The following is a 15,425-nucleotide window of genomic DNA, read 5'->3' on the forward strand; positions in this document are numbered from 1 at the left end:
CACCCACCCCACTCGGCGGCTCCCCCGACCTCGCCGCCGACCCTGCCTCTGCCCCAGACCCCGCCCCCGCAGCCGCACACCGGCCCGCGCCCGGCGGGCCGGTGCCCGCGCCCACCGCCGCCCCGCCCCTCCCCGCCCAGGCCGACATCAGTCGCGAGACCGCCGCACTGCACGCGGCCGGCGAACGGGACCGCGCGGCGGGTGCCCCGGCGCCGGAGCACCCGGCCCGGGACTTCGCCCCGTACCGCAGCAGCGCCCTGCGCCACCCGCACCGGCCGCTGGTCGAGATCGACCACCGTGCCGACCCGGAGGCCGTGGAGCTTTGCGGCCCCGCGTTCGGCGTCACGGACATCACCGACCTGGACGCCGATCTCACCCGGCAGCAGGCCGGTGAGCCGGTCGGCGAGCGCCTCACCGTCACCGGCCGCATCCTGGACCGCACCGGTCGCCCCGTACGGGGTCAGCTCGTCGAGATCTGGCAGGCCAACGCCTCCGGCCGGTACGCCCACCAGCGCGATCAGCACCCGGCCCCGCTGGACCCCCACTTCACCGGCGTCGGCCGCTGTCTGACCGATGACGAGGGCCGCTACGCGTTCACCACCGTCAAGCCCGGCGCCTACCCGTGGCGCAATCACCACAACGCCTGGCGCCCGGCCCATATCCACTTCTCGCTCTTCGGCTCGGCGTTCACCCAGCGGCTGATCACCCAGATGTACTTCCCCGGCGACCCGCTCTTCCCCTACGACCCGATCCTCGGCTCGGTCACCGACCCTGCCGCCCGCGCCCGTCTGGTGGCGGCCTACGACCACGAACTGTCCCGCCCGGAATGGTCCTTGGGCTACCGCTGGGACATCGTCCTGGACGGCCCGTCCGCCACCTGGATCGAGGAAGGCCGCTGATGCCCCGCCCCGCCACCCGTCACGACCTGCCCCACGACCCGACTCACGGCCCGTCCGACGGAGCGTCCGGCGCACCGTCCGTGCCGCTCGCCCCGACCCCCGCCCAGACCGTCGGGCCGTTCTACGGATACGCCCTCCCGTTCCCCGGCGGCGAGCAGATCGCACCGGCCGGCCACCCCGGCACGGTCACCGTGCACGGCTGCGTACGGGACGGTGCCGGCGCCCCGGTACCCGACGCGCTGCTGGAGTTCTGGCAGGCGGGCCCGGACGGCAGCCTCACGGGCGCGCCCGGTTCGCTGCGCCGCGACCCGGTCACCGGCGCGGTCATCGGCCGCAACGGCGTGGACTTCACCGGGTTCGGTCGCGTACCGACCGACGCCGACGGGCACTACGTCGTCCGCACGCTGCCGGCCACCGCTCCCGCCGGGTGCCCGCACGCCGCGCCGTATCTCGCCGTGTGTCTCTTCGCCCGCGGACTGCTCCACCACCTGTTCACCCGGGTCTACTTCCCCGAGCACGCGGCGGCCCACGCCGCCGACCCGCTGCTCGCGCGGCTGCCGGCGGGGCGGGCGAAGACCCTGCTCGCCCGCCCCGACGGCCCCGGCCGGTACCGTTTCGACGTCCATCTCCAGCAGGCGGAGGACGGCACGTACGAGGAGACGGTCTTTCTTGCCTTCCGATGACATGCCGGGGGCCGAGGCGTCCCAGGCCGCCGAACTCCCTTACGACGCAGCGGACATGGGGCTGCTGGCGCCGTCCTGGGCCGGGTCCGAGGTGGCAGCCGTCACCGGCGACGCCGGGTATCTGCGCGCCCTGCTCGACGCCGAGGCCGCGCTGACCCGTGCCCAGGCCGCCCTCGGCCTCGCGCCGGAGCGGGCGGCCGCCGCCGTCACCGCCGCGGCCGCCGCGCCCCACCGCTACGACCCCCGCACCCTCGCGCTGCGCGCCCGTGCCGCGGGCAACCCGGTGGTCCCGCTCGTCGCCGATCTGACGGCCGCCGTCGCCGGCCGCGACGCCGAGGCCGCCGCGTATGTCCACCGGGGCGCCACCAGCCAGGACATCCTGGACACCGCCACGATGCTGGTCTGCGCCCGCGCCCTGGACACCGTCCTGGCGGACCTCGCCCGCACCGCCGGCGCGCTGCGCCGCACGGCCGCGGAACACCGCGACACCCCGATGGCGGGCCGCACCCTCACCCAGCATGCGGTGCCGACCACCTTCGGCCTCAAGGCCGCGGGCTGGCGCAGTCTCGTGCTCGACGCCCGGGAGCGGCTCGCGTCCGTGCGGGCCGCGCTGCCCGTGCAACTGGGCGGGGCGGCCGGGACCCTGGCCGCGTTCCACGCCTACGCGGAAGCGGAGGGCGGGCCCGTGCCCGCTCCCGGCCTCGGCGGGAGACTGCTCGCCTGCTACGCCGAAGAGACCGGACTCGCCGAACCGGCCCTGCCCTGGCACACCTTGCGCACCCCCGTCGCCGATCTCGCCGGTGCGCTCGCCTTCACCGCGGGCGCCCTCGGCAAGCTCGCCGCCGATGTCCTCACCCTCTCCCGCACGGAGCTATGCGAGCTCTCCGAGGGCAGCGGCGGGGGATCGTCCGCGATGCCGCACAAGGCCAACCCGGTGCGTGCCACGCTGATCGCGGCCGCCGCCCGGCAGGTCCCGGGCCTGGCCGCGGTGCTGTACGGATCCCTCGCCGCCGAGGACGAACGCCCGGCCGGTGCCTGGCACGCCGAATGGCAGCCGCTGCGGGAGGCCCTGCGGCTGGTCGGCGGCGCGGCCCGGGACGCCGCCGAACTCACCGCGGAACTGCGGGTCCACCCGCACCGCATGCGGCAGAATCTCGACGCGACCGGTGGTCTGGTCGTCACCGAACGCCTCGTCGCGGCCCTCACCGCCCTGACCGGCCGCGACGAGGCCCGCCGGATCGTGGACACGGCCGCCCGGCGCACCACGCAGGAGGGCATCGAGCTGGCAGCGGCGCTGCACGACGCGCTGGAGGCCGCCCGCCGGGACGAAGGCGGGGCGTCCGCCGCGGCGCCGGCGGACCCCGCTCCGTCCGGCACCCCGGCCCCCTCATCCGGCACCCCGGCCGCCTCCCCCGACACCCCGGCCCCCTCACCCGGCATCCCACCCCTCCCCGCCGCCCGTCTTCGCCAACTCCTCGACCCCACCGACTACTTGGGGTCCGCCGGTGCCTTCGTGGACCGCGCGCTGGCACGCACCGAGAACGACCCGCAGGAGCCCGTATGACCCACCCGCCCGCCGCCCCGCTCATGCACCACACCGTGGACGGACCCGAAGACGCCCCGCCGCTCCTCCTGGGCCCCTCGCTCGGCGCCTCGCTGGCCGTCTGGGGCCCTCAACTCCCCGCTCTGGCACGGCAGTACCGCGTCGTGCGCTGGGACCTCCCAGGCCACGGCGGCACCCCCACCGACGTACTGGGCCCCGCACCGACCCCGACGACCACCGTCCCCGAACTGGGCCGGCTGGTCCTCGATCTCGCCGACTCCCTCGGCATCGGCCGTTTCGCCTATGCCGGGATCTCGCTCGGCGGTGCCGTCGGGGCCTGGCTCGCCGCCCATCACCCCGAGCGGATCGCCTCGCTCGCCCTGGTCTGCTCCGCCGCACGGTTCGGGGAGCCGGCGGGCTGGCGGGAGCGGGCCGCGCTCGTGCGGGAAGCGGGGCTCGGACCGGTCGCCGAGACGACCGCGAGCCGCTGGTTCACCCCGGCCTTCGCCCACTCCCCGGAAGCCACCGCCATGATCGACGCGCTGCGCGACAGCGTCGCGCCCGCGGGCTACGCGGCCTGCTGCGACGCCCTCGCCGCCTACGATCTGCGCGACGACCTGGCCCGGATCACCGCCCCCACGCTCGTGGTCGCGGGCCGCGCCGACCCGGCCACCCCGCCCGCCCGCGCCCGTGAACTCACCGACGGCATCCCGGACGCGAGCCTGGTCGAACTCTCCGCCGCCGCCCATCTCCCCGGCGTCGAACGCCCGGCCCCGGTACTGGCCGCCCTCCTCGGGCATCTCGCGGCGCACCCCGACGACGGCCCGGCGGACCGGGCCCCCGGCGCCCCCGCCACGGACGACCGTTCCCGGTACGCGGCGGGTACGGCCGTACGCCGGGCCGTCCTCGGCGACGCGCACGTGGACAGGTCGCTCGCCCGCACCAGCGCCCTCACCGCGGTCTTCCAGGACTTCCTCACCCGCTACGCCTGGGGCGAGATCTGGACCCGCCCCGGCCTGTCCCGCCGGACGCGCAGCTGCATCACCCTCACCGCGCTGGTGGCCGGCGGCCATCACGACGAACTGGCGATGCATCTGGAGGCCGCCCTCCGCAACGGCCTCACCCCGCAGGAGATCCAGGAAGTCCTCCTCCAGTCGGCCGTCTACTGCGGCGTCCCGGCCGCCAACGCCGCCTTCGCCCTCGCCGACCGCATCGTCGCCGCCCACCTCGCCGACCCGGCACCGCACCGTGCGGAAGGAACCGAGAAGTGACCCACACCCGCCACACCACGGTCGGCATCATCGGCGGCGGCCCGGCGGGGCTGCTGCTCGCCCGGCTGCTGCACCGGTCCGGGGTCGACTGTGTCGTTCTGGAGAGCCGGGACCGCAGCTATGCCGAGCAGCGGCAGCGCGCGGGAATGCTGGAACAGGGCACCGTCGACGTCCTGCGCGCCTGCGGGGCGGGGGAGCGGATGGACCGTGAGGGGCTGGTTCACGACGGGATCGAGCTGCGCTACGACCGGCGTGCGCACCGTCTCGACTTCCCGGCGCTGACCGGCGGACGGCGGGTGACGGTCTACGCCCAGACGGAAGTGGTCAAGGACCTGATCGCCCTCCAGCTCGACGACGGGGCACCGCTGCTGTTTTGCGCACAGGCGCTGGCGGTGACGGGGGCGGACACCGACCGGCCCCGTATCCGCTATCTCCACCAGGGCCGCGAGCAGACCCTGACCTGTGACTACGTCGTCGGCTGCGACGGCTTCCACGGCGTGACCCGGCAGGCGATACCGGAGCGCGCATGCCGCACCTACGAGCGCAGCTACCCGTACTCCTGGCTCGGTGTGCTCGCCGCCGCCCCGCCCTCCTCCGACGAGCTGATCTACGCTCACTCCGAGCGGGGCTTCGCGCTGTTCAGCATGCGGACCCCGACCGTCAGCCGGCTCTACCTCCAGGTCCCCAACGGCACCGACCCGGCGCACTGGCCCGACGAGCGCATCTGGGACGAACTGGAGGCGCGGGCCGCGATCGACGCCCCCTGGAAACCGGAGCGCGGGCCGCTCACCGCCAAGGCGGTGCTGCCGATGCGGAGTTCGGTCACCGAACCGATGCGGTTCGGGCGGGTGTTGCTGGCGGGCGATGCGGCGCATATCGTGCCGCCCACCGGAGCCAAGGGCCTCAACCTCGCCGTCGCCGATGTCACCGTCCTGGCCCGCGCCCTCGTCCAGCGGCACCACACCGGTTCGACGGAGCTGCTCGACGCCTACTCCGACACCTGTCTGCGCCGGGTCTGGCGCGCCGAACACTTCTCGTCCTTCATGACGACGACCCTGCACACCGGCCCGGACCAGAGCCCGTTCGACACCCGGTTGCAGCTCTCCCAGCTCGACCGGATCGCCACCTCCCCGCACGCCGCCGCGGAGCTGGCGGAGAACTACACGGGGCTGCCACTGGAGTGAGGCCCGTTCACCGGCCGTGCCGGTACCGGACCAGCAGCATCGCCGCGTCGTCGTGCAGCGGCCCCTCGACATGCTCGACCAGGTCCTCGCGCACCGAGCGCAGTGCGGTCTCCGGGTCCGGGTCCTTGAGCAGCGCGGCGCGCTCGTCGAGCGGGTAGAAGCGGCCCAGGGCGTCGCGGGCCTCGGTGACCCCGTCGGTGTAGAAGAGCAGCTGGTCGCCGGGCGTGAACGGCACCTCGTAGGGAACCGGCGCGCCCGCGTCATGGAGGCTCAGGCCGAGCGGGAGGGCGCGCTCGGGCGGTTCGGCGAAGGCCACCGAGCCGCTGGGGCGGACGACCAGCGGCGCCGGATGGCCGAAGTTCAGCAGGGTGGCGTCCGGACCGTCACCGATCTCGGCGAGCACCGCCGTGACGAACCGTTCGCCGGACAGATGGCGGTTCAGCGCCCGCTCCACCCGCTCGCCGACGGCCGGCAGATCCGGTTCGTCGTGCGCCGCCTCCCGGAAGGCACCCAGCACCACCGCCGCGCTCTCCACGGCCTCCAGTCCCTTGCCCTGCACATCGCCGACGATGATCCGCACCCCGGCCGGCGAGGTCACCACCTCGTACAGATCGCCGCCTATCCGGGCCTTTGCCACCGCCGAGGTGTACGAGACCGCGATCCGCAGCGGGCCCGCGCTGCGCGGCACCGGGCGCAGCAGGACCCGCTGGGCGACCTCGGCGATGGAGCGGACGCTGGCCAGCTCCGCCTCGCGCCGCTGCCGCATCACCGCGGCGACCACCCCGGCCGCGGTCACCCCGGCCACCGACAGCAGCGCGGTCAGCCCGCGCCGGCTCTCGAACAGGCCGTTGTAGACGCCCAGACCGAGGCAGAGCACGAACGCCGTCATGCCGACCACGGCGGTCCGCCGCCAGCCGCCGACCAGCCCGGCGAAGGCCGGCCCCAGCGACACCAGGGGCAGAAAGCCGACCCCCGGGCCCGCGGTGAGGTCGACCGTGGTGACCACGGCCATGACCGCATACGGGAGCGCGGGCAGCACACGGGAGCCGGTGCGCTGCTCCCCGTTCTCCACGGACAAGGTGTTCTCCGACGGTGTCAGGCGAAGTGATCGGGCAAGGTCAGGCAAGGCCGGGTAAGGCCGGGCAAGGCCGAACAAGGGGGCCGTTGGCCGTCGGGGTGTCCGAAAGCAGCCCCCCGGCCCCCGACCTGAGCATATGCAACTTATGCCGTACCGAAATACCTCGAATGCGCCCTGTTACCGAATCGCAGTGGCCCGAACGGCCGGAAAATGTCCGTGCCCGACGGGCCGCGGATCTTACGGACCCATGACACGGCGGCTCGGGCGCGGGCCGGAACGCCCGGCCCCGCTTAGCGTGGCGGACATGCGTGTACTGGTCACCGGCGGCGCCGGGTTCATCGGATCGCAGGTCGTCGAGGCGCTCCTGGGGCGCGGGCACGAGCCCGTCGTGCTCGATGCGCTGCTGCCCTCGGCACACCCCGAGCCCCCGCCCCCGCGCCCGGGGGAGCGGCGCATCATCGCCGACGTACGGGACCGGGCGGCCGTCGACGCGGCCCTGCGGGGCGTGCACGCGGTCTGCCACCAGGCGGCGATGGTGGGCCTCGGCAAGGACTTCGCCGACGCGCCCGACTACGTGGGCTGCAACGACCTGGGCACGGCGGTGCTGCTGGCCGCGATGGCCGCGGCCGGGGTGCGCGAGCTGGTGCTCGCCGGGTCGATGGTGGTCTACGGGGAGGGGCGCTACACCTGTCCCCGCCACGGGGTGGTGCGGCCCGGCCCGCGGGCGGTGGCCGACCTGGAGGCCGGACGGTTCGAGCCGCGCTGCCCGGACTGCGGTGCGGAGTTGCGGCCCGGCCTGGTCGGCGAGGACGCCCCCACCGATCCGCGCAACGTCTATGCCGCCACCAAGCTCACCCAGGAACATCTGGCCGCCTCCTGGGCGCGCGCCACCGGCGGCCGGGCCGTCGCGCTGCGCTACCACAACGTCTACGGGCCCGGGATGCCGCGCGACACCCCGTACGCGGGGGTGGCCTCGTTCTTCCGCTCGGCGCTGGCCCGCGGTCAGTCGCCGACGGTCTACGAGGACGGCGGCCAGCGGCGGGACTTCGTCCATGTACGCGATGTCGCCACGGCCAACACGGTGGCCCTGGAAGCCCTGCCGGACCGGGCGGCGGGCACCCTGGCCGCGTACAACACGGGCAGCGGAGCGCCGCACACGGTCGGCGAGATGGCGCGGACCCTGGCCGCGGCGTGCGGCGGGCCGGCACCCGTGGTGACGGGGGAGTACCGGCTCGGCGACGTACGGCACATCACCGCGTCATCGCGACGGATCGCCAGGGACCTCGGCTGGCGGGCGGCGACCGGCTTCGCGGAGGGGATGCGGGAGTTCGCCCGGGAGGGGATGAGGGCGGCGCCGGCGGGGTGACCCACGGCGCGGCCGGCCCGCCGGCACCCGCGTGCCACAGGAACCTGAAGACACCTCCCCTCGTCCGCTTCTGATGCATAGGTGACGGCGTGACCCACTCCTCTCCTCCCACCCCCCGGACCGCCCCCGTGGATGTCGTACTGCCCTGCCTCGACGAAGCCGCCGCGCTGCCCTGGGTGCTGGCCCGCATCCCGGCCGGCTGGCGGGCGATCGTCGTGGACAACGGCTCCACCGACGGCTCGGCCGAGATCGCCCGTGGCCTGGGCGCCACCGTGGTGCACGAACCGCGCCGCGGCTTCGGCGCCGCCTGCCATACCGGGCTGCTGGCCGCCGACGCCGACATCGTCTGCTTCTGCGACTGCGACGCCTCCCTGGACCCCGCACTGCTCATCCCGTTCGTCCGCGCCGTCCGGGACGGCGACAGCGATCTGGTGCTGGGCCGCCGCCGCCCCCAGGGACGCGGTGCCTGGCCGCCGCACGCCCGGCTGGGCAACCTCGCGCTGGCCCGGATGCTGCGGCGGCGCACCGGGCTGCGGCTGCACGACCTCGGCCCGCTGCGCGCCGCCCGGCGTACCGGACTGCTCGGTCTCGGCCTCACCGACCGCCGCAGCGGCTACCCCCTGCAAATGGTCGTCCGGGCCGCCGACGCGGGCTGGCGCGTCGAGGAGCGCGAGGTGCCCTACCGCCCGCGCACCGGCCGTTCCAAGGTCACCGGCACCTGGCGCGGCACCTGGCACGCGGTACGCGATATGCGCACCGTCCTCAACCAGCCGCCGCTCGCCCCCCGTCCGCAGGAGACGGCCCGATGACCGAGCCCGCAGACCGTCCCGACCGACCCGAGCGTCCCGCGCATCCTGACCGTCTTGACCGTCCCGGGCCGACGACGGTCCTGGTCATCGCCAAGGAACCGGTGCCCGGCCGGGTCAAGACCCGTCTCACCCCGCCCTACACCCCCGACGAGGCCGCCCAGTTGGCCGAGGCCGCGCTGTACGACACCCTCCAGGCCGTACGCGCCATGCCCGCCCGGCGGCGGGTGGTCGTCCTCGACGGCCGCCCGGGGAGCTGGCTGCCGGCCGGCTTCGACGTCCGGCAGCAGTGCGACGGCGGCCTCGACGAGCGGCTCGCCGCGGCCTTCGCCGACAGTGCGGGCCCGACCCTGCTCATCGGTATGGACACCCCTCAGGTCACCCCGCAACTCCTCTCTCCCGCACTGGACTTCGGTGCCTGGGATGGCTGCGACGCCTGGTTCGGTGCGGCCGAGGACGGCGGATTCTGGGCGCTCGGCGTCGCCGCCCCCGACCCCCGGCTGCTGCGCGGCGTCCCGATGTCCACCGAACACACCGGCGCCGCCCAGCGCGCGCGGCTGACCGCCGCCGGGCTCCGGGTGCGGGACCTGCCGCCGCTGCGGGACGTCGACACCGCGGACGACGCGGAGCGGGTCGCGGCCGCGGCACCCGCCGGACGGTTCGCCGCCACCCTCGCCCGGCTGACCCCGGTCACCGGACGATGAGCACCGCCCTGCCGCCCACGGCAGCATCCGACCGCCACGACACCGTCACCTGGGGCGCCGACCCCTACGCCGACGCGCTGCGCAGTGGCCGTGGCCCGCTCTTCCTGCGCCGCAGCGACGGCTGGCTGCTGCCGCTGGAGGTCGAGCGCTGGTGCGCCGGCGCGGACGCCGCCGACCTGTCGGCGCTGCGCCGCTGCGAGGGTGCCGTCCTCGACATCGGCTGCGGCCCCGGCCGGCTGGTCGCCGCGCTCGCCGCGCAGGGCCGGCGGGCCCTCGGCATCGACGTCAGCGCCGCCGCGGTGGCCCGCACCACCGCAACCGGCGGCTCCGCCCTGCACCGCTCCGTCTTCGGCTCCCTCCCGCACGAGGGGAGTTGGGGCACCGCACTGCTCCTCGACGGCAACATCGGCATCGGCGGCGACCCGTGCGCCCTGCTCGCCCGTACCGCGGAACTGGTCACCCCTCACGGCCTGTTGATCGTGGAGACCACCCCCGCGGATGTCGACGAACGCGTCCAGGTCCGGGTCGAGCGCGGATACCACCACCGCCCCGGCGCCCAGCGCGCACCGGGCGACCCGTTCCCCTGGGCCCGGGTCGGCGCCCCCGCGCTACTGCGCCACGCGGCCACCACCGGCTGGACGCCCGTCGACCAGTGGACCGTCACGGACCAGGCCGACCGGATACCGGGCACCGAACGCTGCTTCGTCTCACTGCGCCGCCGGGCGGGCCCTACGTGCTGAGGCCGTGATCCCGGGCGAGGTCGCTCACCGTCCGGGCCATCGAGAGGTCTCCTTCGGTGGGAGGTTCAGGCGGCGATGGCTGGATCGGGTTCGCGACCGATCCCGGTGGTCGCCCAGGGCTGCCTTGCGGCACGCAGAACCGTTCCCGGGTACCTGCATGAGCAGTCATCGTGGAGCGGAGTGTGGAGGCACGGACCAGCGAGTTCTGACGGAACAATGACGCCCCCGCCGCCGAACCCCCGTCGCCGTCCGTCGGCGCCTAGCGTGCCGCTGTGACCTTCCGAACGACTCCCCGGCCGGCCTCCCGCGCGGGTTCCCGAGGGCGTGCCGGGTGCCGCCTCGATCTGGCGGCTGCCGCGGCCGGTGCCCTCCTCGTCATCGTTGCCGCGGTCGTCGGTACCGTCATCGAGCGCACAAACGGCAGCCTGCATGTCAACTGGCCGCCGCTGTACGCCTCGTGGTTCCCGCACCTGGGGCCCGGTACCCCGGCCGCGCTCGTGGTCGCCGTCGTGGTCATCGCTCACGGGCCGTCCCTCGAGGCCCGGTTGTCCTGGCGCCGTCTCGTTCTGACGGGGTGGGCCGCCACCATGGCCTGGACGGGGGCGCTGGCGCTGATAGACGGCTGGCGGACCGGTATCGCCGGCCGGCTCACCACCGCGTACGAGTACCTGACCGTCATCCGCCGCTTTGACGACCTCGGGCCGGCGCTGCGCGGCTTCACCCAGCACATCCTCGACAACGCGCCGGACCACTGGCCCGCCCATGTCGCCGGGCATCCGCCGGCCGCGGTGCTGACCTTCGTCGGCCTGGACCGCATCGGTCTGGGCGGTGGCGGCTGGGCCGGCATCTGGTGCATCACCGTCGGCACGTCCGCCGTGGCCGCGGTCCTCATCGCGCTGCGCGCCCTCACCGACGAGCCGACCGCCCGCCGGGCCGCCCCGTTCCTCGTACTGGCCCCGGCAGCCGTCTGGGTCGGTACCTCGGCGGACGGCTACTTCGCGGCCGTCGCCGCCTGGTCCCTGGCGCTTCTCGTGCTCGCCGCCACCCGCCGCACCGGCCATCCGGCCGCCGCCGCCCTGGCCAGCGGTCTCCTCTTCGGTCTGACCTGCTATCTCTCCTACGGCCTCACCCTGATCGCGCTGATCGCCGCGGCGATACTGCTGCTCACCCGCACCGTGCGCCCGCTGCCCCTCGTGGCGGCCGGGGCGGCGGTGGTCGCGGCCGTCTTCACCCTCGCCGGATTCACCTGGTGGGAGGGCTACCACCTGCTGGTCGAGCGCTACTACCAGGGCGCCGCGGCGGTCCGCCCGTACGCCTACTGGGTGTGGGGCAATCTCGCCTGCACCGTCCTGATCACCGGCCTGGCGACGGTGGCGGGTCTGCGCCGCGTTCTCGTGGCGGCCCCCACCGCCCTGCGAGGGCTCCGCCCGTCCGCCGGGCCCCTGCGCACTCCTTCCGACCGGCTGGCCGTCCTGCTCCTTGCCGTGCTGCTCGCCCTGCTGGTCGCCGACCTCTCCGGAATGAGCAAGGCGGAGACCGAACGCATCTGGCTGCCGTTCGCCGTCTGGCTGCCGGCGGCCTGCGCCTTGCTGCCCGCGGCCCGGCGGCGCCTCTGGCTCACGGCCCAGGCGGTGTTGGCGTTGCTGGTCAACCACCTTTTGTACACCGGGTGGTGATGGTGCATCAGGAGGCGGGAAGGGGTCAGGCGAGGTAGGGGCGGGTCGAGTTCACCCGGCCGGGGCGCAGGATCCGTATCGGGCCGAGATTGCAGGACGGGCAGTCGGAGAGGGTCAGCGGAGAGGGGACACGGGTGCCGCGGGCGAAGTAGTCGGCGCGTCGATGGCCGGCCAGATCCGTGGTGTGCCGGATCTCGTACTCCTCTTCCCAGCCGTGTCCGCAGTGCAGACAGACGAATGCATAGGCCTCGTGGACCGTCTCGGTGTCCCGTTCCATGGTCATCACGCCCTCTCGGGCCCGCCGCGCTCGCGCCGGGCCGGATGCATGCCGCACCTCCCATTATTGCGCTCGGCAACGCGGTTCGCGGGGGCAGATCCCCGGACCGCCGAGGACCTTTCGCAGGGCTCGCCACCAGGCACGATGCCCTCACCGGGTATAAAGGCGCCATGGGGCAGCACGACGCGCACGGCGCACCGCGGCCGGCCGGGGCGGCCGCGCCCGGCGAGGATCTCGATCATGACGTCGAGGAAGTCATCGCCGCCGTGCTGACCGCATCCCGGCTGCTCGTCGGGATCTCCGCCCGATCGCTGGGGCGCCTGGCGCCCTCCCTCACCCTTCCCCAGCTGCGGGCCCTGGTGGTGCTGGACGGCCAGGGCCCGGTCAAGCTCGCCGCGCTGGCCGCCGCGCTGAACGTCAACCCGTCCACCGCGATGCGGATGGTCGACCGGCTGGAGGCGGCCGGCAGCGTCACCCGGCAGGCCCGCCCCGGCAACCGCCGCGAGGTCGTACTGAGCCTGACGGACGAGGGCCGCCGCCTCGTCGAGCGGGTGCTGGCAGACCGGCACACGGAGATCGCGGAGATCGTGGCCCGGCTGCCGGACGGCCGGCGCGCCGGGCTCATCGACTCGCTGCGCGCCCTCACCGACGCGGCGGGCGAGCCTCCCGTGGCCCCGCGACCGGCACCGCCGCCCGAATCGGCCGCTCCCTGAGGAGACCGCGACCTCAGCCCCGGGTTTCCTCCAACGCCCGGTACACCGCCGTGATCAGCCCGCGGTTGCGCGGGTCGTCGCCGGTCGTGCCACCGCCGTACTTGTTCATGGTGTACGCGTAGGACAGCCGGTTCTCCGGATCCGCGAAGGCATAGGAGCCGCCCGCGCCACCGTGGCCGAACGCCCCTGGGTTGGGCCCCGCCTGGCCCTGGTGATTGAGCATGTAGCCGAGTCCCCAGCGGTGTTCGTGGCCCGCCGGGGCGAGCGCGTCGATCGTCAGATCACGCTCGCCCGGCAGGCTCTGCGACCGGCGCATCGCCTCCAGGGTGCCGGGCCCGACGAGCTTGCCGCCCGCCAGCGCGCCGTAGACGGTCGCCAGCCCGTGGGCACTGGCGTGGGCGTTGCCCGCCGGGATCTCCGCCGACCGGTAGGCGGCGCTGTTGACGTCGCCGGTGGGGATGGAGGTCAGCGCCAGCATCACCACGGCGAGCGGGTGGTCGGAGAGCGACCGGAACGGCGGCGCGGGTGCGCCGGGGAACTGCTCGGCGATCCGCGCCTCGTTCAGCTGCCCGACCATGTCGGCACAGCGGGCGTGCTCCTCGGCGGGGGTGCCGATGTACACCGCGGCGTCCAGCGGCCCGGTGATCTCGTTGCGCAGGAACGTGCCGAGGGACTGCCCGGTGATCCGCCGTACGACCTCGCCCACCAGATATCCGAAGGTCACCGCGTGATAACCCTGCGCGGTGCCCGGCTCCCACCAGGGCGGGGTCGCCGCCAGGGTGGCGCACACCCGGTCCCAGTCGTAGGCGTGCCCCGCGGGGAGCGGCTCACGGGGCGCGATCAGACCGGCGCGGTGGCTGAGCAGCCAGCGCACGGGTATGTCCTGCTTGCCGGCCTGCGCGAACTCGGGCCAGTACCGGGCGACCGGCGCATCGAGGTCCAACTCGCCCCGGTCCACGAGCAGATGGGCGCACAGTGCCGTCATCCCCTTGGACGTCGAGTAGACATTCACGAGGGTGTCGCGCTGCCAGGCGCGGGTCCCGGCGGCGTCCGCGTGGCCGCCCCACAGGTCGACCACCGCCTCGCCGTCCACCGTCACCGTGACCGCCGCGCCGATATCGCCGTGCTCGCTGAAGTTCCGCTCGAACGCTTCCCGCACGCCGGCGAAACCCGGTGCGCAGTGGCCGTCGACGGTGGCTGGTCCCACGGTGGCTCTCCTCGCGTCGTCCGTGTGCGGTCATGGCGTACTTCCGTACTTCCATACGTACGTACGGCGTCCCGTACCGGATGATCCGTCCCGGTCGATGCCCGTGGCAACCATGTGAGTCCGGACGGCTCAGCGGCGCGTGTCCGGATTCCGCCCCTGCCGCCCGGGGCACCTCCACCGCCGCCCACCCCGGTCCCCGCCCCGGCTCCCACACCGTTTCCGCCCCGATTCCCGCCCCATTTCCTCTGCCGACCGATGAATCGGCACCCCGGACGCGGTCTGTCCCACTGGCCCCATTGACCACACCACCGGAGGACACCATGTCTGCCACCACACCCGCCGCCCCCGCCACCGTCCAGCCGGTGATCGTCACCCCTGACCTCGGCCGCCTGAAGGCTTTCTACGGCGGACTGGTCGGCGCCGAGGAATTCACCCGGGTGCCCGAGGAGGGCCCGGTCTTCTTCGTCGGACTGCGGATCGACGGCTCGGAGCTGGGCCTCGTGGCCGACGAGAGCGTCCCGACCGGCACCCCGGCCCGGGTCCTGCTGAGCATCGCGGTCGAGGACGTCGACGCTCTCCTGGACCGGGTCGCACCGCTCGGCGGCAAGGTGCTCGGCCCGGCCAACGACATGCCCTGGGGCCAGCGGGTCGCCCATGTCCAGGACCCGGACGGCAACGCGGTGAACCTCACCCAGCCGGTCTGAGGGCGCAGCCGCCCGAGGGCCGGTTCCGGGCGCCCGGTCACCCCGCCCGGACGGGCCTCCGGTCGCACACACCGGTCCGCGGGGCGAGCCTGGAAGCGTTCGGCTCCCGGAGGACGGCGGCTAAGGAAGGTCCCACAGTGAACAGCGCACAACAGATGCCCGCGACGGAACACGTATCGGCCGAGGTGGTGGTGGAGCTGGAGAGCTGCGCGACACAGGACGCCCATGCAGTCTTCAGCGCGCTGCGCACCTCCTTCAGCTCCGACCGGGCCGCGGACGACGTACCCGAAGAGGTGGCCGGGCCGGGCTCGACCGTGTGGACCTCCACCTTCGACGTGAGCGAGCGCAAGGCGGCGGCCGAGCCCCGCCGGCTCACCGCGCCGGTCCTGGTCAGCCTCCAGGGCGGCTACTGGGCGGTCGACGAGCTGTGCAAGGGCCTGGAGTCCGCGTTCGCGGTGCACATCCTCGGCACGGCCGCCGGCGACCAGGAGAAGGAGGTCGAGCTGCGGCTGGAGACCCGTTAGCGGGTCGGCCCCAAGGGGACGGGGAAGGCACGGGCACGGCACACGACGAA

General features: G+C 74.5%; 16 protein-coding genes. 13 read left to right on the plus strand and 3 right to left on the minus strand.

Translation table 11 applies throughout. The annotated features are described in order from the left end of the window. Positions 1-101 precede the first annotated feature (101 nt). From pcaH to IF67_RS0131005, 5 genes are read left to right on the plus strand one after another with little or no spacing between them, the layout of a single operon-like run. Positions 102-899: a protocatechuate 3,4-dioxygenase subunit beta gene (pcaH, locus tag IF67_RS0130985; protein WP_078889741.1), complete on the plus strand. Its 798-nt coding sequence runs from the start codon at positions 102-104 to the stop codon at positions 897-899. Next, complete coding sequence (pcaG, locus tag IF67_RS0130990; protein WP_078889737.1) at positions 899-1,582, plus strand: protocatechuate 3,4-dioxygenase subunit alpha; 684 nt, start codon at positions 899-901, stop codon at positions 1,580-1,582. The genes pcaH and pcaG overlap by 1 nt, the downstream gene beginning before the upstream one ends. Position 1,583: 1 nt before the next feature. Next, positions 1,584-3,146: a 3-carboxy-cis,cis-muconate cycloisomerase gene (gene pcaB / locus IF67_RS0130995; RefSeq protein WP_051818775.1), complete on the plus strand. Its 1,563-nt coding sequence runs from the start codon at positions 1,584-1,586 to the stop codon at positions 3,144-3,146. Further along, positions 3,143-4,396: a 3-oxoadipate enol-lactonase gene (gene pcaD / locus IF67_RS0131000; RefSeq protein WP_051818776.1), complete on the plus strand. Its 1,254-nt coding sequence runs from the start codon at positions 3,143-3,145 to the stop codon at positions 4,394-4,396. Before pcaB ends, pcaD begins: the two co-directional genes overlap by 4 nt. Continuing rightward, positions 4,393-5,580, plus strand: coding sequence for a 4-hydroxybenzoate 3-monooxygenase (locus IF67_RS0131005; RefSeq protein WP_030991288.1), 1,188 nt, complete (start codon positions 4,393-4,395; stop codon positions 5,578-5,580). Before pcaD ends, IF67_RS0131005 begins: the two co-directional genes overlap by 4 nt. Before the next feature lie 7 nt (positions 5,581-5,587). Here IF67_RS0131005 and IF67_RS0131010 read toward each other — a convergent pair whose 3' ends face one another. After that, a complete protein-coding gene (locus IF67_RS0131010) occupies positions 5,588-6,592 on the minus strand; it encodes a PP2C family protein-serine/threonine phosphatase (protein WP_051818800.1) in 1,005 nt (334 codons plus the stop codon). 370 nt (positions 6,593-6,962) lie between these two features. Here IF67_RS0131010 and IF67_RS0131015 point away from each other — a divergent pair, with 370 nt between their 5' ends. From IF67_RS0131015 to IF67_RS0131035, 5 genes are all read left to right on the plus strand, one after another. Continuing rightward, positions 6,963-8,024: an NAD-dependent epimerase/dehydratase family protein gene (locus IF67_RS0131015; RefSeq protein ID WP_030991291.1), complete on the plus strand. Its 1,062-nt coding sequence runs from the start codon at positions 6,963-6,965 to the stop codon at positions 8,022-8,024. A gap of 89 nt (positions 8,025-8,113) precedes the next feature. Continuing rightward, positions 8,114-8,833 (plus strand): glycosyltransferase family 2 protein, encoded by a 720-nt coding sequence (locus IF67_RS0131020; protein ID WP_037840088.1) that lies wholly within the window; start codon positions 8,114-8,116, stop codon positions 8,831-8,833. Then, on the plus strand, positions 8,830-9,534 hold the full coding sequence (locus tag IF67_RS0131025) for a TIGR04282 family arsenosugar biosynthesis glycosyltransferase (RefSeq protein ID WP_078889738.1): 705 nt from the start codon (positions 8,830-8,832) through the stop codon (positions 9,532-9,534). Before IF67_RS0131020 ends, IF67_RS0131025 begins: the two co-directional genes overlap by 4 nt. Next, positions 9,531-10,274, plus strand: a complete 744-nt coding sequence (locus tag IF67_RS0131030) for a methyltransferase domain-containing protein (protein ID WP_030991296.1) — start codon at positions 9,531-9,533, stop codon at positions 10,272-10,274. The genes IF67_RS0131025 and IF67_RS0131030 overlap by 4 nt, the downstream gene beginning before the upstream one ends. Before the next feature lie 272 nt (positions 10,275-10,546). Continuing rightward, positions 10,547-11,950, plus strand: a complete 1,404-nt coding sequence (locus IF67_RS0131035) for a hypothetical protein (RefSeq protein ID WP_030991298.1) — start codon at positions 10,547-10,549, stop codon at positions 11,948-11,950. Positions 11,951-11,975: 25 nt separating this feature from the next. Here the strand turns inward: IF67_RS0131035 and IF67_RS0131040 are convergent, their stop codons facing one another. Then, entirely contained in the window at positions 11,976-12,227 is a 252-nt protein-coding gene (locus IF67_RS0131040) for a hypothetical protein (protein WP_030991299.1), read from the minus strand. Between the two features lie 170 nt (positions 12,228-12,397). Between IF67_RS0131040 and IF67_RS0131045 the strand changes: the two genes are divergently transcribed. Continuing rightward, positions 12,398-12,940: a MarR family winged helix-turn-helix transcriptional regulator gene (locus tag IF67_RS0131045; RefSeq protein ID WP_030991301.1), complete on the plus strand. Its 543-nt coding sequence runs from the start codon at positions 12,398-12,400 to the stop codon at positions 12,938-12,940. Between the two features lie 13 nt (positions 12,941-12,953). Here the strand turns inward: IF67_RS0131045 and IF67_RS0131050 are convergent, their stop codons facing one another. Further along, a complete protein-coding gene (locus IF67_RS0131050; RefSeq protein WP_030991303.1) occupies positions 12,954-14,147 on the minus strand; it encodes a serine hydrolase domain-containing protein in 1,194 nt (397 codons plus the stop codon). 320 nt (positions 14,148-14,467) lie between these two features. Between IF67_RS0131050 and IF67_RS0131055 the strand changes: the two genes are divergently transcribed. Together IF67_RS0131055 and IF67_RS0131060 are read left to right on the plus strand one after the other, a co-directional pair. Then, positions 14,468-14,851: a VOC family protein gene (locus tag IF67_RS0131055; RefSeq protein WP_030991305.1), complete on the plus strand. Its 384-nt coding sequence runs from the start codon at positions 14,468-14,470 to the stop codon at positions 14,849-14,851. A gap of 137 nt (positions 14,852-14,988) precedes the next feature. Further along, positions 14,989-15,375, plus strand: a complete 387-nt coding sequence (locus IF67_RS0131060) for a hypothetical protein (protein WP_037840090.1) — start codon at positions 14,989-14,991, stop codon at positions 15,373-15,375. Positions 15,376-15,425: the final 50 nt, after the last annotated feature.

Origin of the sequence: Streptomyces sp. NRRL S-1813, from assembly GCF_000719605.1 — a bacterium.
In the GTDB taxonomy this organism is placed as follows: domain Bacteria; phylum Actinomycetota; class Actinomycetes; order Streptomycetales; family Streptomycetaceae; genus Streptomyces; species Streptomyces decoyicus.

Coding starts and splice junctions, on each gene's coding strand:
- pcaG (WP_078889737.1), top strand. CDS start 899: ATGCCCCGCCCCGCCACCCGTCACGACCTGCCCCACGACCCGACTCAC.
- pcaB (WP_051818775.1), top strand. CDS start 1,584: ATGCCGGGGGCCGAGGCGTCCCAGGCCGCCGAACTCCCTTACGACGCA.
- pcaD (WP_051818776.1), top strand. CDS start 3,143: ATGACCCACCCGCCCGCCGCCCCGCTCATGCACCACACCGTGGACGGA.
- IF67_RS0131010 (WP_051818800.1), bottom strand. CDS start 6,592: ATGGCCGTGGTCACCACGGTCGACCTCACCGCGGGCCCGGGGGTCGGC.
- IF67_RS0131015 (WP_030991291.1), top strand. CDS start 6,963: ATGCGTGTACTGGTCACCGGCGGCGCCGGGTTCATCGGATCGCAGGTC.
- IF67_RS0131025 (WP_078889738.1), top strand. CDS start 8,830: ATGACCGAGCCCGCAGACCGTCCCGACCGACCCGAGCGTCCCGCGCAT.
- IF67_RS0131030 (WP_030991296.1), top strand. CDS start 9,531: ATGAGCACCGCCCTGCCGCCCACGGCAGCATCCGACCGCCACGACACC.
- IF67_RS0131040 (WP_030991299.1), bottom strand. CDS start 12,227: ATGGAACGGGACACCGAGACGGTCCACGAGGCCTATGCATTCGTCTGT.
- IF67_RS0131045 (WP_030991301.1), top strand. CDS start 12,398: ATGGGGCAGCACGACGCGCACGGCGCACCGCGGCCGGCCGGGGCGGCC.
- IF67_RS0131055 (WP_030991305.1), top strand. CDS start 14,468: ATGTCTGCCACCACACCCGCCGCCCCCGCCACCGTCCAGCCGGTGATC.